The organism is Rhodococcus sp. 21391 (assembly GCF_016772255.1).
GTDB classification, from domain to species: Bacteria; Actinomycetota; Actinomycetes; order Mycobacteriales; family Mycobacteriaceae; genus Rhodococcus_F; species Rhodococcus_F opacus.
Genome location: NZ_CP063781.1, coordinates 2,005,837 through 2,027,172 on the forward strand (window position 1 = coordinate 2,005,837; position 21,336 = coordinate 2,027,172).

The following is a 21,336-nucleotide window of genomic DNA, read 5'->3' on the forward strand; positions in this document are numbered from 1 at the left end:
GAACGAGAGAGCTGAGCAGACGTGCGAGTAGCGCAATCCTGGCTGACCGAGATCCTGCAGCGTGCCACCCCGGACTGGGACGTCACCGCCGAGGAACTCGACGCAGGTTTCGTCCGGGTCGGGCTCGAGGTCGAGGAAGTCGACCGGCTCGAGCCCGTCGACGGCCCCCTCGTGGTCGGCAAGGTTCTCGAGATCACCGAGCTCACCGAGTTCAAGAAGCCGATCCGCTTCTGCAAGGTCGATGTGGGGGCGGCCGAGCCGCAGGGCATCGTGTGCGGCGCCCGGAACTTCGACGTAGGCGACCTCGTGGTGGTCGCACTCCCCGGCGCAGTCCTTCCCGGTGGTTTCGCCATCGCGTCCCGCAAGACGTATGGGCAGGTCTCCGACGGGATGATCTGCTCGGTGGCCGAACTCGGCATCGGCAAGGACCACTCGGGCATCCTCGTCCTCGAGCCGGGCACCGCGCTCCCCGGCGCGGACGCCAACGAGTTGATGGGCCTGCACGACACGGTCATCGAACTCAACATCACCCCGGACCGCGGCTACTGCTTCTCCGTCCGCGGGCTCACCCGTGAACTGGCGTGCGGGTTCGACCTCGACTTCGCCGACCCGGCGTCGGTGGCGCCGTACCCTGCGGAGGGGGAGGCGTGGCCGATCCGCGTCGAGCCGGAGTCGAAGGCGACGCGTTTCGCGGCCCGCCGGGTGACGGGTATCGATCCGAAGGCGGTCAGCCCGTGGTGGCTGCAGCGCCGGTTGCTGCTGTCGGGGGTCCGCCCGATCTCGCCGGCCGTCGATGTCACCAACTACGTTCTGCTCGAACTGGGCCAGCCGTTGCACGCGTTCGATGCCGCGAAGATCAGCGGCGAACTCGTCGTGCGCCGCGCGGTGGCGGGGGAGAAACTGACCACTCTCGACGAGACCGAGCGCGTCCTCGACCCCGAGGACGTCGTGATCGCCGACGATTCGGGCGTCCTGTCGCTGGCCGGGATCATGGGTGGCGCGTCCACCGAGGTCGGCTCGGAAACCACCGACATCCTGCTCGAGGCGGCCACCTGGGATCCGCTCGCGGTGTTCAAGACCGCGCGCAGGCACAAGCTGTCGAGTGAGGCCGGCAAGCGTTTCGAGCGTGTGGTCGACCCCGAGATCCCCGTGGCGGCACTGGACCGGGCGGCCGCGCTGCTCGTCGACATCGCCGGCGGGCGGGTCGAGCCGGCGCTCACCGACATCGGTGAGGTCACCCCGCACGAGCCCATCCACATGGACATCGACCTCCCCGACCGCGTGGCGGGTGTCGACTACCCCAACGGCACCGCTGCACGCCGGCTCACGCAGATCGGCTGCAACGTCGAGGTCGGGGTCAGCGACAGCGGACACGGTCAGCTCGTCGCCGGCCGGCCGTCGTGGCGGCCCGATCTGGTGCAGCCCGCCGACCTGGTGGAGGAGGTGCTGCGCCTCGAGGGACTCGAGAAGATTCCGTCGGTGCTGCCCGCAGCCCCCGCGGGTCGTGGGTTGACTCCGGCGCAGCGCCGCAAGCGCGCCGTCGGCCGGGCCCTGGCGTTCTCGGGATACGTCGAGATCCTGCCTCCGGTCTTCCTGCCCACGGCGATCTTCGACACGTGGGGGCTGGATCCCGAGGATCCGCGCAGGAACACCAGCAGGGTGCTCAACCCGCTCGAATCCGATCGGCCGGAACTGCCCACCACGTTGCTGCCCGGACTTCTCGAGGTCCTCGCCCGCAACGTCTCCCGCGGTCAACGCGACCTGTCGCTGTTCGGCATCGCGCAGGTCGTGCTGCCCGGTGCGGACACCAAGCCGGTCGAGGCGCTGCCGGTGGACCGGCGCCCGACCGACGAGCAGATCACGGCACTGCTGCAGTCGTTGCCGGATCAGCCGGTGCACGTGGCGGCGGTGCTCACGGGGCAGCGTGAGCCGAGCGGTCCGTGGGGCGAGGGCCGAGCGGCCGACGCCACCGACGCGTTCGCCGCCGCCCGGACGGTCGCTGCCGCTGCCGGTGTCGAACTGGAGTTCCGCGCGACGCAGTACCTGCCGTGGCACCCGGGTCGCGGCGCGGAGCTGCTCGTGAACGGTGTCGTCGTCGGACACGCGGGCGAGTTGCATCCCGCCGTGCTCGAGCGCGCCGGACTTCCCCCGCGGACGAGTGCCGTGGAGATCGATCTGGACGCCCTGCCGCTGGTGGAGAACCTGCCCGCGCCGAAGGTCTCGCCCTTCCCCGCGGTCCTTCAGGACGTGGCGGTCGTGGTCGACGCCGCGGTACCCGCTGCCGAGGTCCAGGCGGCCCTGCGGTCGGGCGGAGGGGAGCTGCTCGAGGACATCCGGCTGTTCGACGTGTTCGAAGGTGAGCAGGTCGGGGAGGGCCGGAAGTCGCTGGCGTTCGCGCTGCGATTCCGCGGCGTCGACCGCACCCTGACCGAGGACGAGGCGAGCGCCGCCCGCGACGCCGCGGTGGCTGCGGCGTCCGCTGCCGTGGGTGCCGAACTCCGCAGCTGACCCGTAGCCTGGGTGGAGGGCCCGGGACGGTGAGGAGCGGTGCGATGACCGAAGTGCGCGACGTCGTGGCGGCGGCGAGTCAGTTGACCGACGCCGAGTTCCTCCAGGTGGTGCGTGCGGTGGCCGCGGGTCGTCCGGGCCTCGGTGCGCTCCTCGCGGCAGTGGACGTGGGTGCGGCGATTCCGGCCGAGGATCCGGTGACCGCGGAGGTCGTGCCCCACATCGCACCGGATGTGCCCGAGCCGGACTACACGCCGAGTGGGGTCCCGACGTTCGACCGGGTGCGTGAGCGGATCGAGGGACGGTTCGGGACGGCGATGGGCTCCTCCGAACTCGCGCACGACAGCCCGTCGGGGCAGTCGCTGGACGAGGCGTGGGAGAAGCGGGAGAAGGCGGGTAAGGCCAAGCTCGACGAGATTCGGCGGTCGCTCGGCAAGCAGTGACCACGGATTGCGGCCCGTCGAGAGACCGCGGTGTGTATTAGCTTGCATGATGATGCATAATCAATCGTATGACTGAGCACGCGGGAAAACCGATCAGGATTGCCGTCGCCGGCGCGAGCGGATACGCCGGTGGCGAAGTGCTGCGTCTGCTGCTGGGGCACCCGTCGTATGCGGACGGTTCGCTCGTCATCGGCGCGCTCACAGCCGGCGGCAACGCCGGATCGACTCTGGGCTCGCACCATCCGCACCTGCTTCCCCTCGCCGACCGAGTGCTCGAGGACACCACCGTCGAGACGCTCGCCGGACACGACGTGGTGTTTCTCGGTCTGCCGCACGGTAATTCGGCGCAGTACGCGAAGGCGCTGCCCGAGTCCACGGTCATCATCGACTGCGGCGCCGACTTCCGGCTGACGAACGCCGAGGACTGGGAGCGGTACTACAAGAGCCCGCACGCGGGCAGCTGGCCGTACGGACTTCCGGAACTCCCGGGTGCCCGCGAGAAACTCGTCGGCGCCACCCGCATCGCCGTCCCCGGGTGCTTCCCGACGGTGTCGAGCCTGGCGATGGCTCCGGCGGTCGCGGCGGGTGTCGTCGAACCGCGGGTCACGATCGTCGCCGTCACCGGCGCCTCCGGCGCGGGACGCGCACCCAAGGCCGATCTGCTCGGCTCCGAGGTGATGGGTTCGGTTCGTGCCTACGGTGTCGGCGGCGTGCACCGCCACACCCCGGAGATCATCCAGAACCTCTCCGAACTCGCCGGTGAGCGCGTCACCGTGTCGTTCACCCCCGTGCTGGCGCCGATGCCGCGCGGCATCCTCGCCACGTGCACCGCGGCCACCACCGCGTCCGAGGACGAGGTGCGCGCGATCTACGAAAAGGCTTACGCGGACGAGCCGTTCGTGCACGTGCTGCCCCGGGGCGTGCTGCCACAGACCGGTGCCGTCGTCGGATCGAACGCGGTCCAGATCGCGGTGACGGTCGACGCCGACGCCGGTCAGATCGTCGTGGTCGCGGTGATCGACAACCTTGCGAAGGGCACCGCCGGGGGAGCGGTGCAATCGATGAATCTTGCGCTTGGACTACCCGAGACCGCCGGTCTCTCGACAGTGGGAGTTGCCCCGTGAGCAGTGACAGCACGATCGATCCGCATCCGACCCGGGAGGTCGCCGGCGGCACCCTGGTCCGAACCCAGGGAGTGTCGGGGCCCGCGGGCTTCCGCGCGGCCGGGATCAAGGCGGGTATCAAGGCGAGCGGCAACGCCGACCTGGCTCTCGTCGTCAACGAGGGACCCGAGCTTGCAGCGGCGGGCGTCTTCACCGCGAACAAGGTGAAGGCCGCCCCCGTGCTGTGGTCGCAACAGGTGCTCACCACGGGCAGGCTGCGCGCCGTCGTGCTCAATTCCGGTGGGGCCAACGCGTGCACGGGTGCAGGCGGGTTCCAGGACGCGCACAAGACGGCCGAGGAAGTGGCGTCCGCGCTGAGCAACTGGGGAACCGAGACCGGCGCCGTCGAGGTCGCGGTGTGTTCCACCGGCCTGATCGGCGACCGCCTGCCCATGGACAAGGTCCTGGCCGGGGTCACGGAGGCCGTGCACGAGCTCGCCGGGGGAATCTCGGGTGGCACCGACGCCGCGTACGCGATCATGACCACCGACACGGTGCCGAAGCAGGCCGCCCTGCACCATGCGGACAAGTGGAACGTGGGCGGAATGGCGAAGGGCGCGGGCATGCTGGCCCCCGCGCTGGCGACGATGCTGTGCGTGGTGACGACCGACGCCGTCGCGACCGCCGCGCAACTCGACGCCGCGCTGCGGGCGGCCACCCGGGTGACGTTCGACCGGCTGGACGTCGACGGCGCCACGTCGACCAACGACACGGTGCTGCTGCTCGCGTCCGGTGCGAGCAACGTGACACCGACCCAGGAAGAACTGAACGCGGCTGTGACGGCCGTCTGCGACGATCTGGCCGATCAGATGATGGCCGACGCGGAGGGCGTCACCAAGCGGGTGCGGGTCACGGTCAGCGGCGCCGTCAGCGAGGACGACGCCTTGATCGGCGCCCGGACGGTGGCGCGGGACAGCCTCGTCAAGACGGCGCTGTTCGGATCCGACCCCAACTGGGGCCGGGTGCTGGCCGCAATCGGCATCGCGCCGATCGAACTGGACCCCGACACGATCTCGGTGTCGTTCAACGGCGCCCCCGTCTGCATCGACGGCGTCGGCGCACCGGGTGCGCGGGACGTGGACCTGAGCGACATCGACATCTCCCTCGACATCGACCTCGGTCTCGGCGAACACGCGGTGACCATCCGGACCACCGACCTCTCGCACGCGTATGTCGAAGAGAACTCGGCGTATTCGTCATGACAGCGACCAGCGAGGCACTCAGCGGCATCACCGATCACCAGAAGGCGCACGTCCTGGCGGAGGCGCTGCCGTGGCTGCAGCAGTTCCGCGACAAGGTCGTCGTCGTGAAGTACGGCGGCAACGCCATGATCGACGAGGCGTTGAAGACGGCGTTTGCGGCCGACATGGCGTTCCTGCGGACGGTCGGAATTCAGCCGGTCGTCGTGCACGGCGGCGGCCCCCAGATCAATGCCATGCTCGGAAAGCTCGGCATGACAGGTGAATTCAAGGGCGGCTTCCGCGTCACCACCCCCGATGTCATGGACGTCGTCCGGATGGTGCTGTTCGGTCAGGTCGGCCGCGAACTGGTCGGATTGATCAATGCGCACGGACCGTACGCCGTCGGCATCTCCGGCGAGGACGCGCACCTGTTCACCGCCACCAAGCGCACCGTGATGGTCGAGGGCACGCCGACCGACATCGGTCTCGTCGGCGACGTCACGACGGTGAACCCGGAGGCGGTCCTCGATCTGATCCGTGCGGGCCGAATTCCCGTGGTGTCCACCATCGCCCCCGACTCGGACGGTGTGGTGCACAACATCAACGCGGACACCGCCGCCGCAGCGCTCGCCGAGGCCATCGGCGCCGAGAAGCTCGTGGTCCTCACGGATGTCGAAGGGCTGTACACGAACTGGCCGGACCGCGATTCGCTCGCCACCGAGATCGACGTGGACGCGCTCGCGCAACTGCTGCCCAGCCTCGACGCCGGCATGGTGCCGAAGATGGAGGCCTGCCTGCGCGCGGTCCGCGGCGGCGTGCCCACCGCGCACGTCATCGACGGCCGTGTCGCCCATTCCGTTCTGCTCGAACTGTTCACCGGCGAGGGCATCGGCACGATGGTCACGCCCGGCCCGACTTCACCTACCGAGGGAGTTGCCTCATGACCGGAACCCCGGAACTCCAGCAGCGCTGGTCCGGCGCTCTGATGAACACGTACGGCGTCCCCCGGGTGGCACTCACGCGCGGGCAGGGAGCGGTGCTGACCGACGCCGACGGCAAGGAGTACGTCGACTTCCTCGCCGGCATCGCCGTCAACATCCTCGGACACGCCCACCCGGCGATCATCGAGGCCGTCACCACGCAGTTGTCGACCCTCGGGCACGTGTCGAACCTGTACGCCAGCGAGCCGGCGATCGAACTGGCCGAGAAGCTGCTCTCCCATCTGGGCGCCCCCGGACGTGTCTTCCTGTGTAATTCCGGCACGGAGGCCAACGAGGCGGCGTTCAAGCTCGCGCGGGCCACGGGACGATCGAAGATCATCGCCGCGGAGAACTCCTTCCACGGCCGCACGATGGGTGCTCTCGCGCTCACCGGTCAGGCCGCCAAGCGCGCGCCGTTCGAGCCGATGCCCCCGGGCGTCGAGCACGTGCCGTACGGCGATCTCGACGCACTCGACCGCGCCGTCGACGCCGACACCGCGGCCGTGTTCCTGGAGCCGATGATGGGTGAAGGCGGTGTCGTCGTTCCGCCGGAGGGGTACCTCGCGGGCGCGCGACAGATCACCGCCGATCGCGGCGCCCTGCTCGTGCTCGACGAAGTGCAGACCGGGATCGGCCGCACGGGCTGGTTCTACGCACACCAGGCGGTCGGGATCGTGCCCGACGTCCTGACCCTCGCGAAGGGTCTCGGTGGCGGGATGCCGATCGGCGCGTGCATCGCGACCGGCGCGGCCGCGGACCTGTTCGGGCCGGGCAAGCACGGCACGACGTTCGGCGGGAACCCCGTCTGCGCGTCGGCGGCGCTCGCCGTGCTGCGGACGATCGCCGAAGACGACCTCATCTCCCGCGCCGACACGCTCGGCAAGTCGCTGTCGGCCGGGATTGAACGTCTCGGACATCCGTTGATCGACCACGTCCGCGGGGCCGGGCTGCTGCTCGGCATCGTCCTGACCCAGGACGTGGCCCCCGCGGTGGAGAACTCCGCGCGTGAGGCCGGATACCTGATCAACGCCGCACAACCGGGCGTCGTCCGGCTGGCTCCGCCCCTGGTCCTCACGGACGATCAGGCCGAAGGATTCGTCGCGGCGCTGCCCGCGATTCTCGACAACGCGCAATCGGCCGCTCAGCCGGGAAAGCAGTGACGACCGTGGTGAAACACTTTCTCCGGGACGACGACCTCACCCCTGCACAGCAGGCCGAGGTCCTCGAGCTCGCCGCCAGGCTGAAGAAGGCCCCATTCGCGGAGCGCCCGCTCGAAGGCCCCCGCGGGGTCGGCGTGATCTTCGAGAAGAATTCGACGCGTACCCGGTTCTCGTTCGAGATGGGCATCGCCCAGCTCGGCGGTCACGCGATCGTCGTCGACGGGCGCAGCACCCAGCTCGGCCGTGAGGAGACCCTGCAGGACACGGGCCGCGTCCTGTCGCGGTACGTCGACGCCGTGGTGTGGCGCACGTTCGGGCAGAAGCGGCTCGAGGCGATGGCGTCGGGCGCCGACGTCCCGATCGTCAACGCGCTGTCCGACGAGTTCCACCCGTGCCAGGTCCTGGCCGACCTGCAGACGCTCGGGGAGCGGAAGGGTTCGCTGAAGGGACTGAAGCTCACCTACCTCGGCGACGGCGCCAACAACATGGCGCACTCGCTGATGCTGGGCGGTGTGACCGCAGGCGTCGACGTGACCATCGCCAGCCCCGAGGGGTTCGCACCGCTGCCGTGGGTGGTCGAGGCCGCCCGCGCGCGGGCGGGCGAGACCGGCGCGACCATCACCCTCAGCGGTGACCCGCAGACGGCGGTCGTCGGCGCGGACGCACTCGTCACCGACACCTGGACGTCGATGGGCCAGGAGAACGACGGGCTCGACCGGGTCGGTCCCTTCCGCCCGTTCCAGATCAACGAGGCGCTCCTCGCGAAGGCCGACGCCGACGCGGTGGTCCTGCACTGCCTGCCCGCCCACCGCGGGGAGGAGATCACCGACGAGGTTCTCGACGGACCGCAGAGCGTCGTGTGGGACGAGGCGGAGAACCGGCTGCACGCGCAGAAGGCCCTGCTCGTGTGGCTGCTGGCGCAGCGAACCGGGGACCGTCCGTGAGTGCGGCACCCCCGCAGCGTGCAGGTGCGGCTCAGCCGCAGCGTGCAAATGCGGCTCAGCCGCAGCGCGCCGCCAACGCGGCGACGGCACCCACTCGGGCGGGACGGCAGGCGCGCATCGTCGCGATCCTGTCGAACAACCCCGTCCGCAGCCAGACCGAACTCGCGGCGCTGCTCGCGGCCGAGGGCATCGACGCCACCCAGGCCACGCTGTCGCGAGACCTCGAAGAACTGGGTGCCGTGAAACTTCGCGCCGCAGACGGCGGCGCCGGGGTCTACGTGGTGCCCGAGGACGGAAATCCCGTCCGCGGCGTCTCCGGCGGAACCGACCGGCTGTCGCGGTTGCTGGGGGAGTTACTGGTGTCGACCGATGCCAGTGGCAACATGGCGGTGCTGCGAACTCCCCCGGGGGCAGCGCACTATCTGGCGAGTGCACTCGATCGGGCATCATTACCTGACGTCGTGGGAACCATCGCGGGGGATGACACCATTCTCGTGGTGGCACGCGAGCCGCTGAGCGGGGCGGAACTCGCGGCCAAGATCGAATCCCTCGCCTGACAACTGAATCATCTCTACAGATCTTCAACCTAAGGAGCACAAGGACCATGGCCGATCGCGTCGTACTCGCCTACTCGGGCGGGCTGGACACCTCAGTCGCCATCAGCTGGATCGGCAAGGAGACGGGCAAGGAAGTTGTTGCTGTCGCCATCGATCTCGGCCAGGGCGGCGAGGACATGGAGGTCGTGCGTCAGCGTGCACTCGACTGCGGTGCGGTCGAGTCGGTCGTGGTGGATGCGCGCGACGAGTTCGCCGACGAATACTGCCTGCCGACCATCCAGGCCAACGCCCTCTACATGGACCGCTACCCGCTCGTGTCGGCCATCAGCCGCCCGCTGATCGTCAAGCACCTCGTCGAGGCGGCGCGCGCCCACGGCGGCACCACGGTCGCGCACGGCTGCACCGGCAAGGGCAACGACCAGGTCCGGTTCGAGGTCGGCTTCGGATCGCTCGCTCCCGACCTCGACGTGATCGCACCCGTCCGCGACTACGCGTGGACCCGTGAGAAGGCGATCGCGTTCGCCGAGGAGAACGAGATCCCGATCAACGTCTCCAAGAAGTCGCCGTTCTCGATCGACCAGAACGTGTGGGGCCGCGCCGTCGAGACCGGGTTCCTCGAGGACCTGTGGAACGCGCCGACCAAGGACGTCTACGACTACACGCAGGATCCGACCGTCAACTGGCAGGCCCCGGACGAGCTGATCATCAGCTTCGAGGCCGGCCGCCCCGTCGCGATCGACGGCAGGCCGGTCAGCGTCCTCGAAGCGATCCAGGAGCTCAACCGCCGCGCCGGCGCTCAGGGCGTCGGGCGCCTCGACGTCGTCGAGGACCGTCTCGTCGGCATCAAGAGCCGTGAGATCTACGAGGCTCCGGGAGCCATGGTCCTCATCAACGCCCACCAGGAACTCGAGCACGTCACGCAGGAACGCGAGCTCGGCCGCTACAAGCGTCAGACCGAACAGCGCTGGAGCGAGCTGGTGTACGACGGCCTCTGGTTCTCCCCGCTGAAGGTCGCGCTGGACACGTTCATCGAGAAGACGCAGGAACGCGTCTCCGGCGACATCCGGCTGGTGCTGCACGGCGGCGCGATCATCGTCAACGGCCGCCGCAGCAACCAGTCCCTGTACGACTTCAACCTGGCCACCTACGACGAGGGCGACACGTTCGACCAGTCCTACGCAAAGGGATTCGTGCAGATCCACGGACTGTCCTCGAAGGTCGCGGCGAAGCGCGATCTGGGCCTCTAGGTATGAGTGCTCACGGCACCAACGAAGGAGCCCTCTGGGGCGGCCGGTTCGAGTCCGGACCGGCCGCCGCCATGGCGGCGCTGAGCAAGTCCACCCACTTCGACTGGGTGCTGGCTCCGTACGACGTGCGCGCGTCCCAGGCCCATGCCCGGGTGCTGCACAAGGCCGGCCTGCTGGCTGACGACGACCTGGCGGCGATGCTCGACGGTCTCGGCAGGCTCGCGGCCGACGTCGCGAGCGGCGAGTTCGTCCCGAGCGAATCCGACGAGGACGTGCACGGGGCGCTCGAGCGCGGCCTGATCGATCGGGTCGGTCCCGAGGTCGGGGGACGCCTGCGCGCCGGGCGTTCGCGCAACGATCAGGTGGCGACGCTGTTTCGGATGTGGCTGCGGGACGCCGTCCGCCGCGTGGCCGCGGGTGTCCTCGACGTCGTCGACGCACTCGCGACGCAGGCCGCGGCGCACCCCTCCGCGGTGATGCCGGGCAAGACTCACCTGCAGGCCGCGCAGCCGGTGCTGCTCGCGCACCACCTGCTGGCACACACGCACCCGTTGCTCCGCGACGTTCAGCGGCTGCGGGACTTCGACGTGCGGGCGGCCGTGTCGCCGTACGGTTCCGGAGCGCTGGCCGGATCGTCACTCGGACTCGATCCCGAGGCGATCGCCGCGGAGCTCGCCTTCGATTCGTCGGCCGAGAACTCGATCGACGCCACGTCGTCGCGGGACTTCGCGGCCGAGGCGGCGTTTGTGCTCGCGATGATCGGCGTCGACCTGTCGCGGATGGCCGAGGAGGTCATCCTCTGGAGCACTCCGGAATTCGGCTACATCACGCTCGCCGACGCCTGGTCGACCGGCTCGTCGATCATGCCGCAGAAGAAGAACCCGGACGTGTCCGAGCTCACCCGCGGCAAGTCCGGGCGGCTGATCGGCAACCTGACCGGTCTGCTGGCCACCCTGAAGGCGCAGCCGCTCGCGTACAACCGGGATCTGCAGGAGGACAAGGAGCCGGTCTTCGATTCGGTGGCACAGCTCGAGTTGCTGCTCCCGGCGATCACCGGACTGGTGTCCACTCTCGAATTCCACACGGACCGGATGGCGGAACTGGCACCGGCGGGCTTCACGCTGGCCACCGACATCGCCGAGTGGCTCGTTCGTCAGGGCGTCCCGTTCCGGGTCGCGCACGAGGCGGCGGGGGCGTGCGTCCGCGTTGCCGAGGCGCGGGGCGTCGGACTCGAGGATCTCACCGACGACGAACTCGCCGGGGTCGATCCGGCGCTCACTCCGGACGTGCGGGAGGTGCTCACCGTCGACGGCTCGATCGCCTCGCGTAACGCCCGCGGCGGTACAGCCGGTATCCGTGTGGCCGAACAGTTGGGCGGGGTCCGTCAGCTGTCCGAGTCGCTGCGTGAGTGGTGTCGATGACGCCCGTGTCGGACGCCCCGGATTAGGGGCTGTGTGACGCGTCGAGCGCAGTAGGGTGAGGGCGGGCGGCAGTGAGACGTGCGTCACAGTTCGAGAGTCTGGGAGAGTGTTCGTGGGACTGAATACCGAAACGGTGATGGGCCCGATCCGTCGCGTGGTGGCGACGGCGCAGAACGGGTTGGAGGTAGTTCGCCTCGGTGGACTCGAGACGGACCTCACCACGTCGCCGTTCGAGGTGGTCGAACGCGCACCGATGTATCGGCTCCGCAGGTATTTCCCCGACACCGACCCTGCCGACGCCGGGCCCCCGATCGTTCTGGTCCCGCCGATGATGATGTCGGCCGACGTCTACGACGTGACCCGCGATCAGGGCGCAGTCGGCATCCTGCACTCGATGGGGATCGACCCGTGGGTGGTCGACTTCGGATCGCCGGATTCCGAAGAGGGCGGGTGGGATCGGAATCTCGCCGACCACATCGTCGCGATCAGCGAGATCATCGACCAGGTGCGGGCGCACACCGGTCGTGACGTCTACCTGTCCGGATACTCGCAGGGCGGCATGTTCGCCTACCAGGCCGCCGCCTACCGCCGCAGTCGCAACATCGCCGGCCTCGTGACGTTCGGCAGTCCGGTCGACACGCTCGCCGGGTTGCCGTTCGGTATTCCGGCGGGGTTCGCCACCGACGCTGCCGGCTTCCTCGCCGACCACGTCTTCAACCGGCTCGCGGTCTCGGGGTGGATGGCGCGCACCGGTTTTCAGCTCCTCGATCCCGTAAAAACGCTGAAGTCGAGGCTCGACTTCCTGCGTCAGTTGCACGACCGGGAAGCGTTGTTGCCGCGGGAGCAGCAGCGGCGGTTCCTCGCGACCGAGGGCTGGGTGGCGTGGTCCGGTCCGGCTGTTGCGGAGTTGCTCAAGCAGTTCATCGTGCACAACCGCATGATGACCGGCGGGTTCGTGATCAAGGACCAGGTGGTGTCGCTCGCGGAGTTGACCTGCCCCATCCTCGCGTTCGTCGGGGAGGTCGACGACATCGGTCAGCCGTTGGCTGTCCGCGGTATCCGCCGGGCCGCCCCACGGGCGAATGTGTACGAATCAACTTTGCGGGCAGGACATTTCGGCCTCGTCGTCGGTTCGGCTGCGGCGACCCACACGTGGCCCACGACTGGGAAATGGGTGCTGTGGAACGAGGGTCTCGGCCCACGGCCCACCACTATCGAGCTCATGCGCTACGACGAACATTTCGGCAGCGAATCCGGAGTCTCCATCAGCGACCGCATCATTCACACCGTGGCGTCGGTCGCCGAGGTCGGCGTCGGTGTCGGCAAGGGGATCAGTGATTTCGCTTCGGGCGCGCTGCGGGGAACGGTGGAGCTGTCCGGCGAGGCCACGCGGGCGCTGCCGCGGCTGGCCCGGCTCGGTCAGATGCAGCCCCACACCCAGATCTCGCTCAGCCGGTTGCTGGCCGAACAGGGTCGGAAGGCGCCGGGCGGCGAGTGCTTCCTCTTCGACAATCGCGTCCATACCTACGCGGCGGTCAATCAGCGGATCGACAACGTGGTGCGCGGCCTGATCCAGGCCGGTGTCCGTCCCGCCGCTCACGTCGGCGTCGTGATGCAGACGCGCCCGAGTGCGCTCGCCGCCATCGCGGCGCTGTCCCGTCTCGGTGCCGTGGCTGTCCTCCTGCCCCCGGGCCGGGAGGTCCACACCGCGATCCGCATCGACGGTGTCGAACGCATCGTCGCCGACCCGGAGAATCTCGACGCGGCGATCGCGACCGGGATGCAGGTCCTGGTTCTGGGCGGTGGCGACCAGCGCGACCTCGACGTGGATCCCTCGGCGAACGTCGTGGACCTCGAGAAGGTCGACCCCGCCGCCGTGACACTGCCGGGCTGGTACCGGCGCGATCCCGGTCTCGCTCGTGAACTGGCATTCATCATCTGCAGTGAGTCCAACGGCCACTGGGAGACGAAACAGATCACCAACTACCGGTGGGCGCTGTCGGCGTTCGGAACGGCCTCGGCCGCCGATCTGGACCGTGGCGACACCGTGTATTGCCTTGCACCCCTGCATCATTCGTCGAGCCTACTGGCCGCGATCGGTGGTGCCGTGGCAGGTGGCTCCCGGATCGCGCTCTCACGCGGAGTCGATCCCGAGCGGTTCGCCGAGGAAGTCCACCGCTACGGGGTGACCGTGGTGAGCTACACGTGGACGATGATGCGAGAAATCCTCGACGCCGAGAACCTCGCGCTCGACGGCAGTCACCCCGTCCGGCTCTTCATCGGATCCGGAATGCCGCAGGGGTTGTGGCGTCGCACGACGGAGCGGTTCGCACCGGCGAAGGTCCTCGAGTTCTACGCGTCCACCGAGGGCGACGTGGTTCTCGCGAACGTCGCAGGCGCGAAGGTCGGGGCAAAGGGGCGCCCCCTCCCGGGGAGCGCGGAGGTCCGGCTCGCGGCCTACGACCCGATCGCCGGGCGACTGCTGGAGGACGAGCAGGGGTTCATCCGGGAATGCCAGGACGATGAGGTCGGTCTGCTCCTCGGCAGGGCGGGCGTGCACGCCGAGATGTCCGGCGGCGCGATGCGGGGGATCTTTGCCGCGGGCGACGCCTGGATTCCGACGGAGAACCTCTTCCGTCGCGACGCCGACGGGGACTACTGGCTGGTCGACCACAGGAAGACCGTCATCGCGACTTCGAGGGGAGCCGTGTTCACCCAGCCGATCGTCGATGCGCTCGTGTCCGTCGATCGCGTCGACCTCGCGGTTGCCTACGGGGTGGAGGTCGGCGGCCGGACACTGGCCGTGGCCGCGTTCACCCTCCGCGAAGGGCGGGCGCCGAGGCTGGCGGAGATCTCCGACGCCTTCGAGGTGCTTCCTCCCGCGCTGCGACCCGACATCATCCAGGTGGTGGAGGACATCCCGCTGGGGTCCTCGTACCGTCCGAACGCCGAGGCGCTGAGCGCGGCCGGACTGCCCAAGCCGGGAACCCGTGTGTGGTACGTCGATCCGGAATCGCAGCAGTACAAGCGACTGACCAAGGCGGTGGCCGCGGAGTTTCGGAACGGCTCGGCCGGGGTGCCTGCCGGTGCGCGGTAACCTGACACTGCTCACCCGAACGGTTGGAGAGGACTTCCGTGGTTATTGATCCGACGTTGCTCGGCATTCTCGCGTGCCCACAGGACAAGGGTCCTCTGCTGTTGGTCGGCGACGAGCTGCTCTACAACCCTCGCCTGCGACGGGCGTATCCCATCGAGAACGGGATTCCCGTCCTCCTCATCGACGAGGCCCGGGACGTCGGCGCGGACGAGCACGAGACGCTGCTTGCCCGGGCTGCCGGCGAGGCCTGATCACACCGGACTCGGGCGAGCCCGATCACACCGGCAGAGCTTCGGTGAGGTAGCGCTGCAACGTCGGTCCGACGATCGCGACGAGGTCGTCGACGGGCAGCGACGCGAGTGGCTCGAATTCGAGGATGTACCGCGTCACCAGAACCCCGGCCATCTGGGATGCCACCAGCTGCATGCGCAGCATCCCGGTTCCCGGTGGCTCGTCGACGCGCGGTCCGAGGTCTCGGAGCACGACCTCCAGGAGGAAGGTGCGAATGAGATTGGGTTCGTTTCCCGCCATCGCGGACCGGAACGCCGCGACCACGGCGGGCTTGTGCGGCGACTCCCAGATGGAGAAGACCGCCCGGGCGAGGTGACTACCGACCTCGCCCGTCGGAATGTCGAGCACCGGAGCGATCACCTGCGTCGGATCCACGGGAATGTCGACCGAGGCGAGGAACAGATCTCGTTTGGTTCCGAAGTAGTGGTGGATCAGGGCGGAGTCGACGCCGGCACCGGTGGCCACGGAGCGCACGCTGGTTTTGTCGAAGCCGTTCTGTGCAAACAGTTTCCGTGCACTCGCCAGGATTCGTGACCGTGTGTCCGGGTTGCCCGGGCGTCGTCCCGTGCGCAGACCCGGGGTGGCGTCCGCGCCTGTCGCGGGGCCGGTCATGGTGTGCGACGCCTCAGAGTCGCGGCGCCCAGCGACAGTGCGAGGAGCGCGAAGGCGGCGACCACCGCCAGGTCGCGCCACATGAGCCCCGTCGCCCCGGTATGGGTGGCGACCTGCTGCAGCGCCTCGACCGCGTAGCTCAGCGGGAGGGCGTTGCTGATCCACTCGAGCCACGTGGGGAGCTGATCTCGCGGAACGAGCAGACCGCACAGGAAGAGCTGGGGCACCACCACCACCGGCATGAACTGCACCGCCTGGAACTCGGTGCGCGCGAAGGCGCTGCACAATAGGCCGAGGGCGACGCCGAGTATCGCGTTCAGCACGGCGATCAGCAGCACCCACGTCACGCTGCCCTCGGTGGTGAGGCCGAGGAATCCGAACGAGACGACGCAGGCGAGCGCCGCCTGCGCAGCAGCGGCCGTGGAGAACGCGGCAGCGTAGCCGCCGAGCAGGTCGAGTTTGCCCATGGGGGTCGTGAGCAGCCGTTCGAGTGTTCCCGACGTCCGTTCGCGCTGCATCGCGATCGACGTGACCAGGAACATCACGACGAACGGCAGGATGCCGAGCATCGTGATCGCGACGCGCTCGAACAGCGACAGCTGACCGGGTGGCGCCGGAACGTTCTGATACAGGAAGTACAGCAACACCATCAGCAGACTGGGTACCACCAGAATCATGGCGACGGTGCGGTGATCCGTCCGTAGTTGCGCGAGGATCCGGCCCGCAGTGGCTGCGAAGATCGTGACGTTCATCAGTTCTCGCTCCCGACATGTGATGCGCGAATGAGGTTCAGGAAGGCGTCTTCGAGGCTCGCCTCACCGGTCTGCTCCCGGAGTTCGCCCGGGGAGACCTGCGCGAGAACGTAGCCGTCGCGCATGAGGAGGAGCGAAGCGCAATGTTCGGCCTCGTCCATGACGTGGCTCGACACGAGCAGGGTGGTACCGGCGTCGGCGAGAGCGTCGAACCGTTCCCACAGTTCGACGCGCAGGAGTGGGTCCAGGCCGACGGTCGGCTCGTCGAGGACGAGGACCTCGGGGCGTGCCACCAGCGCGCAGGCGAGGCTGACCCGTCCCAGCTGTCCTCCCGACAGATCCGCCGCCTTCTGGGTTGCGAAGCGTGTCAGACCCACCGCCTCGACGGCTTCGGTGACCGCGTCCGACGGTTGGCCGTAGAGCGCGGCGAAGTAGGCCACGTTCTTCTTGACCGTGAGGTCGGCGTACACGCTGGGTGACTGGGTGACGTATCCGATGCGGCTTCGCAACGAGACCGAGCCTGCGGGGGCGCCCAGCACCGTGACCGTCCCCGATTCCACGATCTGCGTGCCGACCACGCACCGCATCAGCGTGGTCTTTCCGCAGCCGGAGGGTCCCAGGAGGCCGGTGATGGATCCGCTCGGCACCTGAACGTCGATGCCGTGCAGCACTTCGTTCCTGCCTCTTCGCACGTGCAGATCTCGGATGTCGATCACCGGGCTGCCGGTCATGGCGGGCCTCAATTCATCACTGGGTGAATTCATTGCTTGATGAATTATGCGACCGACGGGGTGGCGAAGTCAACGGTTGTGGAGAATCGGGACGTGACCATCGATCGACTTGACCGGGCGGACCCCGTCGACGCCGCGCGAATCGTTCTCGGATCCACGCTGATCGTTGGAGACGTCCGCATCCGCATCGTCGAAGTGGAGGCGTACGGCGGGGAGAAGGACGGCCCGTGGCCCGATCCGGCATCGCACTCGTACCGAGGGAGGACGCCGCGCAACGAGGTGATGTTCGGCCCGGCCGGGCACCTGTACGTCTACCGCAGCTACGGGATGCACTTTTGCATGAACGTGTCGTACGGGCCGGTCGGAAGCGCGGGCGGGGTGCTTCTCCGGGCGGGCGAAGTGCTCGACGGCTGCGCCACGGTTCAGGCGCGCCGGCCCCGCGCCACGCGACCTGCGGATTGGGCGCGCGGTCCCGGCAACCTGGGGTCCGCGACCGGCGTGACCCTCGCGGAGAACGGTGCGGCGTTGTTCGAGCACGATTCGCCGGTTCGGCTGGAGGTCGCGGAGTCGGACGGATGGGCGAGTGGCCCCCGGGTCGGCGTCAGCACGGCCGCGGACCGGCCGTGGCGCTTCTGGATTCCGGAGTCGCCGGCCGTCTCCGTGTACCGGAGGAGCCCGCGTGCGATGCCCGCCGACGAGCAGATGGGATGATCGGACCCGTGACTGAGAACATCATCGATGAACTGACCTGGCGCGGGCTCATCGCCCAATCAACCGATCTCGACGCGCTGCGTCGCGATCTCGACGCCGGACCGGTCACGCTCTATGCCGGTTTCGATCCGACCGGGCCGAGTTTGCACGCCGGCCATCTCGTGCCCCTGCTCGCGCTGAAGCGATTCCAGCGTGCGGGCAACCGCCCCGTCGTGCTGGCCGGTGGAGCGACGGGTCTGATCGGCGATCCCCGCGACGTCGGTGAGCGGACGATGAACTCCGCCGACACCGTGGCCGAATGGACCGATCGGATCCGGGGTCAGCTCGAACGTTTCGTTGACTTCGACGACTCGCCGAGCGGCGCGATCATCGAGAACAACATGAACTGGACCGGCAAGCTGTCGGCCATCGACTTCCTGCGCGACGTGGGCAAGCACTTCTCCGTCAACGTGATGCTCGCGAGAGACACCGTCAAGCGGCGCCTCGAATCCGACGGCATGTCCTACACCGAGTTCAGCTACATGCTGCTCCAGGCCAACGACTACCTGCACCTGCGGCGCAGTCACGGCTGCTCGCTGCAGGTCGGCGGATCCGACCAGTGGGGCAACATCATCGCCGGCGTCGAATTGAACCGTCGCATCGACGCCGAGTCGGTGCACGGTCTGACCGTCCCGCTCGTCACGTCGGCGGACGGCAAGAAGTTCGGGAAGTCGACCGGAGGCGGAAGCCTGTGGCTCGACCCGGAGATGACGAGCCCCTACGCGTGGTACCAGTACTTCGTGAACACCGGCGACGCCGACGTCATCAAGTACCTGCGGTGGTTCACCTTCCTCACGGCCGAGGAGTTGGCGGAACTGGAGACGGCGACGGCCGAGCGGCCGCATGCACGGGAGGCGCAGCGCCGGCTCGCCGCCGAAATGACGACTCTCGTGCACGGCGAAGCCAACACTCGTGCCGTGGAGCTCGCGAGCCAGGCGCTGTTCGGCCGCGCGGAACTGCAGGACCTGGATGAGCCGACGCTCGGTGCCGCCCTTCGGGAGGCGTCCGTCGCGGAACTTGCGCCGGGGGAGCCCGCCGGCATCGTCGACCTCCTGGTTCTCAGCGGATTGTGCGAGAGCAAGGGTGCGGCCCGCCGCACCGTGAAGGAAGGCGGCGCTTCGGTGAACAACCAGAAGGTCTCGAGTGAGGAATGGACCCCCGCACCGACCGATCTGCTGCATGGAACGTGGCTCGTGATTCGCCGTGGAAAGCGGAACTTCGCCGGCATCAAGGTGCTGTCGAACTAGCGTGCGGCGGGTCACACCGGCGTAATTCGGCGAATTCCGGTCTGGTGGCCCGCGCGCAGCGCGGGCCACCAGCGGGTTTTACATACCAGATGCCTGTGACCTGGGGATTTGACGCTCCGTTTCCCGTCGCGTAACTTATTCCAGGTCAGAGCGACACGGACACCAACCCCGACCGAGAGGCCGGGGACACGAGGTTGGACGCAGGCGCCTGAACTTCCCGAGAATACCGAACCTGGTTCGATGCTTTCGAGATGTCCTGATCGCCCCGGTTTGCGCCGGGACGCGGCAGGAGATAAGCTGGAACGGTTGCCCCGGAGCGGCTGGCGAGTGAGCCAGCGGTGATGGTGTGCACGTGTTCTTTGAGAACTCAACAGTGTGTCGATGAATGTCAGTGCCAAATGTTTTTGGTACTCCGCATCACGGATGATCAACTGGCCCTTGTGGTTTGGTTGTGAGCTGTGGTGTGGGTATGTGCTGGCTCTTCTCCTTCTTCCGTCGGAGGGGGGTCAGTGTTTGAAATGCTAGTTTGAGTTTTTGATTGCTAGTGATTTGACTCGATGTCTATGACTGATTAGAGACTCCTTTTGGGGGTTTCGAAATCTAGAGTCTTCAACGGAGAGTTTGATCCTGGCTCAGGACGAACGCTGGCGGCGTGCTTAACACATGCAAGTCGAGCGGTAAGGCCCTTCGGGGTACACGAGCGGCGAACGGGTGAGTAACACGTGGGTGATCTGCCCTGCACTTCGGGATAAGCCTGGGAAACTGGGTCTAATACCGGATATGACCTTCGGCTGCATGGCTGAGGGTGGAAAGGTTTACTGGTGCAGGATGGGCCCGCGGCCTATCAGCTTGTTGGTGGGGTAATGGCCTACCAAGGCGACGACGGGTAGCCGACCTGAGAGGGTGACCGGCCACACTGGGACTGAGACACGGCCCAGACTCCTACGGGAGGCAGCAGTGGGGAATATTGCACAATGGGCGAAAGCCTGATGCAGCGACGCCGCGTGAGGGATGACGGCCTTCGGGTTGTAAACCTCTTTCAGCAGGGACGAAGCGAAAGTGACGGTACCTGCAGAAGAAGCACCGGCCAACTACGTGCCAGCAGCCGCGGTAATACGTAGGGTGCAAGCGTTGTCCGGAATTACTGGGCGTAAAGAGCTCGTAGGCGGTTTGTCGCGTCGTCTGTGAAAACTCGAGGCTCAACCTCGAGCTTGCAGGCGATACGGGCAGACTTGAGTACTGCAGGGGAGACTGGAATTCCTGGTGTAGCGGTGAAATGCGCAGATATCAGGAGGAACACCGGTGGCGAAGGCGGGTCTCTGGGCAGTAACTGACGCTGAGGAGCGAAAGCGTGGGTAGCGAACAGGATTAGATACCCTGGTAGTCCACGCCGTAAACGGTGGGCGCTAGGTGTGGGTTTCCTTCCACGGGATCCGTGCCGTAGCTAACGCATTAAGCGCCCCGCCTGGGGAGTACGGCCGCAAGGCTAAAACTCAAAGGAATTGACGGGGGCCCGCACAAGCGGCGGAGCATGTGGATTAATTCGATGCAACGCGAAGAACCTTACCTGGGTTTGACATATACCGGAAAGCCGTAGAGATACGGCCCCCCTTGTGGTCGGTATACAGGTGGTGCATGGCTGTCGTCAGCTCGTGTCGTGAGATGTTGGGTTAAGTCCCGCAACGAGCGCAACCCTTGTCTTATGTTGCCAGCACGTAATGGTGGGGACTCGTAAGAGACTGCCGGGGTCAACTCGGAGGAAGGTGGGGACGACGTCAAGTCATCATGCCCCTTATGTCCAGGGCTTCACACATGCTACAATGGCCAGTACAGAGGGCTGCGAGACCGTGAGGTGGAGCGAATCCCTTAAAGCTGGTCTCAGTTCGGATCGGGGTCTGCAACTCGACCCCGTGAAGTCGGAGTCGCTAGTAATCGCAGATCAGCAACGCTGCGGTGAATACGTTCCCGGGCCTTGTACACACCGCCCGTCACGTCATGAAAGTCGGTAACACCCGAAGCCGGTGGCCTAACCCCTTGTGGGAGGGAGCCGTCGAAGGTGGGATCGGCGATTGGGACGAAGTCGTAACAAGGTAGCCGTACCGGAAGGTGCGGCTGGATCACCTCCTTTCTAAGGAGCACATCTCCAGACGTGTACCACTGAACAGTCAGTGGATGATGTTCTGGCAGAGACTGTTTCGTTCCCACATGTGGAACGGCAGACGCTCATGGGTGGAACACTGACAAACATTCTT

Annotated in this window: 17 protein-coding genes and 1 rRNA gene; 15 read left to right on the top strand and 3 right to left on the bottom strand. The window is 67.5% G+C overall.

What is annotated here, in order from left to right:
- Positions 1-21: 21 nt before the first annotated feature.
- The 12 genes from pheT to GO592_RS09585 all read left to right on the top strand — a co-directional run bounded on the left by pheT (position 22) and on the right by GO592_RS09585 (position 14,952).
- A complete protein-coding gene (gene pheT, locus GO592_RS09530) occupies positions 22-2,508 on the top strand; it encodes a phenylalanine--tRNA ligase subunit beta (RefSeq protein ID WP_007295791.1) in 2,487 nt (828 codons plus the stop codon).
- A 44-nt stretch (positions 2,509-2,552) separates the two neighbouring features.
- Entirely contained in the window at positions 2,553-2,951 is a 399-nt protein-coding gene (locus GO592_RS09535) for a hypothetical protein (protein WP_007295790.1), read from the top strand.
- A 68-nt stretch (positions 2,952-3,019) separates the two neighbouring features.
- The gene (argC, locus tag GO592_RS09540; RefSeq protein ID WP_005247372.1) at positions 3,020-4,075 is read left to right on the top strand and encodes an N-acetyl-gamma-glutamyl-phosphate reductase; all 1,056 of its coding nucleotides are present in this window, start codon (positions 3,020-3,022) and stop codon (positions 4,073-4,075) included.
- Entirely contained in the window at positions 4,072-5,316 is a 1,245-nt protein-coding gene (gene argJ, locus GO592_RS09545; protein WP_005260419.1) for a bifunctional glutamate N-acetyltransferase/amino-acid acetyltransferase ArgJ, read from the top strand. Before argC ends, argJ begins: the two co-directional genes overlap by 4 nt.
- Positions 5,313-6,239: an acetylglutamate kinase gene (argB, locus tag GO592_RS09550; RefSeq protein WP_007295789.1), complete on the top strand. Its 927-nt coding sequence runs from the start codon at positions 5,313-5,315 to the stop codon at positions 6,237-6,239. The genes argJ and argB overlap by 4 nt, the downstream gene beginning before the upstream one ends.
- Positions 6,236-7,435, top strand: coding sequence for an acetylornithine transaminase (locus GO592_RS09555; RefSeq protein WP_007295788.1), 1,200 nt, complete (start codon positions 6,236-6,238; stop codon positions 7,433-7,435). Before argB ends, GO592_RS09555 begins: the two co-directional genes overlap by 4 nt.
- Positions 7,432-8,379, top strand: coding sequence for an ornithine carbamoyltransferase (gene argF / locus GO592_RS09560; protein ID WP_007295787.1), 948 nt, complete (start codon positions 7,432-7,434; stop codon positions 8,377-8,379). The genes GO592_RS09555 and argF overlap by 4 nt, the downstream gene beginning before the upstream one ends.
- Positions 8,376-8,936, top strand: coding sequence for an arginine repressor (locus tag GO592_RS09565; protein ID WP_007295786.1), 561 nt, complete (start codon positions 8,376-8,378; stop codon positions 8,934-8,936). Before argF ends, GO592_RS09565 begins: the two co-directional genes overlap by 4 nt.
- 47 nt (positions 8,937-8,983) lie before the next feature.
- Positions 8,984-10,183, top strand: coding sequence for an argininosuccinate synthase (locus GO592_RS09570; protein ID WP_007295785.1), 1,200 nt, complete (start codon positions 8,984-8,986; stop codon positions 10,181-10,183).
- A gap of 2 nt (positions 10,184-10,185) precedes the next feature.
- A complete protein-coding gene (argH, locus tag GO592_RS09575; RefSeq protein ID WP_007295784.1) occupies positions 10,186-11,604 on the top strand; it encodes an argininosuccinate lyase in 1,419 nt (472 codons plus the stop codon).
- 106 nt (positions 11,605-11,710) lie between these two features.
- A complete protein-coding gene (locus GO592_RS09580; RefSeq protein ID WP_007295783.1) occupies positions 11,711-14,701 on the top strand; it encodes an acyl-CoA synthetase in 2,991 nt (996 codons plus the stop codon).
- A 38-nt stretch (positions 14,702-14,739) separates the two neighbouring features.
- Positions 14,740-14,952, top strand: a complete 213-nt coding sequence (locus GO592_RS09585; protein WP_005247353.1) for a Trm112 family protein — start codon at positions 14,740-14,742, stop codon at positions 14,950-14,952.
- Positions 14,953-14,977: 25 nt separating this feature from the next.
- Here the strand turns inward: GO592_RS09585 and GO592_RS09590 are convergent, their stop codons facing one another.
- Genes GO592_RS09590 through GO592_RS09600 form a run of 3 tightly spaced genes read right to left on the bottom strand, consistent with a single transcriptional unit; the run spans position 14,978 to position 17,087 of the window.
- Positions 14,978-15,604 (bottom strand): TetR/AcrR family transcriptional regulator, encoded by a 627-nt coding sequence (locus tag GO592_RS09590; RefSeq protein WP_007295782.1) that lies wholly within the window; start codon positions 15,602-15,604, stop codon positions 14,978-14,980.
- Positions 15,601-16,356 carry an ABC transporter permease gene (locus tag GO592_RS09595; protein WP_039950418.1) on the bottom strand — a complete coding sequence of 252 codons (756 nt, stop codon included), beginning with the start codon at positions 16,354-16,356 and terminating at the stop codon, positions 15,601-15,603. Before GO592_RS09595 ends, GO592_RS09590 begins: the two co-directional genes overlap by 4 nt.
- Complete coding sequence (locus tag GO592_RS09600; RefSeq protein ID WP_007295780.1) at positions 16,356-17,087, bottom strand: ABC transporter ATP-binding protein; 732 nt, start codon at positions 17,085-17,087, stop codon at positions 16,356-16,358. The genes GO592_RS09595 and GO592_RS09600 overlap by 1 nt, the downstream gene beginning before the upstream one ends.
- A gap of 39 nt (positions 17,088-17,126) precedes the next feature.
- Between GO592_RS09600 and GO592_RS09605 the strand changes: the two genes are divergently transcribed.
- The 3 genes from GO592_RS09605 to GO592_RS09615 all read left to right on the top strand — a co-directional run bounded on the left by GO592_RS09605 (position 17,127) and on the right by GO592_RS09615 (position 21,212).
- Positions 17,127-17,798, top strand: coding sequence for a DNA-3-methyladenine glycosylase (locus GO592_RS09605; protein ID WP_007295779.1), 672 nt, complete (start codon positions 17,127-17,129; stop codon positions 17,796-17,798).
- A gap of 8 nt (positions 17,799-17,806) precedes the next feature.
- Entirely contained in the window at positions 17,807-19,084 is a 1,278-nt protein-coding gene (gene tyrS / locus GO592_RS09610) for a tyrosine--tRNA ligase (RefSeq protein WP_007295778.1), read from the top strand.
- Positions 19,085-19,693: 609 nt separating this feature from the next.
- Positions 19,694-21,212 (top strand): 16S ribosomal RNA (locus GO592_RS09615).
- The last annotated feature ends 124 nt before the right edge of the window (positions 21,213-21,336 follow it).